Below are 290 nucleotides of genomic sequence, written 5' to 3'. Positions count from 1 at the left end.
GCAGGTCGCCGGCGGCGACTTCAACCCGCAGATGTTCAATTCCTTCCTCGACGGCACCAAGTCCGCCCTGGAGATGGCGGCGGTGGCCAACGGCTGCGACCTCAGCCCGCCGGACGACGGCCTCGCCTTCCCGGCCTGCGGGCTGAGGGGGCAGGCTGTCGACTGCTCGCGCCTGCTCGACAAGGCCAACCTTCCTCGGCACCAGATCGCAACGCCACAGCCGAGCGGCAAAGGGCGCTCGAAGTGAGGCCTCTGCGTCCCTTCATCCCGATCGCACCGGACGAGAGCCT

General features: G+C 69.0%; 1 pseudogene. It reads left to right on the top strand.

The annotated features are described in order from the left end of the window. Positions 1-146: pseudogene (locus tag MKL11_RS28615) on the top strand (flagellar biosynthesis protein FlgA); the annotation flags it as partial. Positions 147-290 lie beyond the last annotated feature (144 nt).

This window comes from Methylobacterium sp. J-077 (assembly GCF_022829365.1).
Classification (GTDB): Bacteria; Pseudomonadota; Alphaproteobacteria; order Rhizobiales; family Beijerinckiaceae; genus Methylobacterium.
This window is presented reverse-complemented; position numbering and strand designations above follow the sequence as displayed.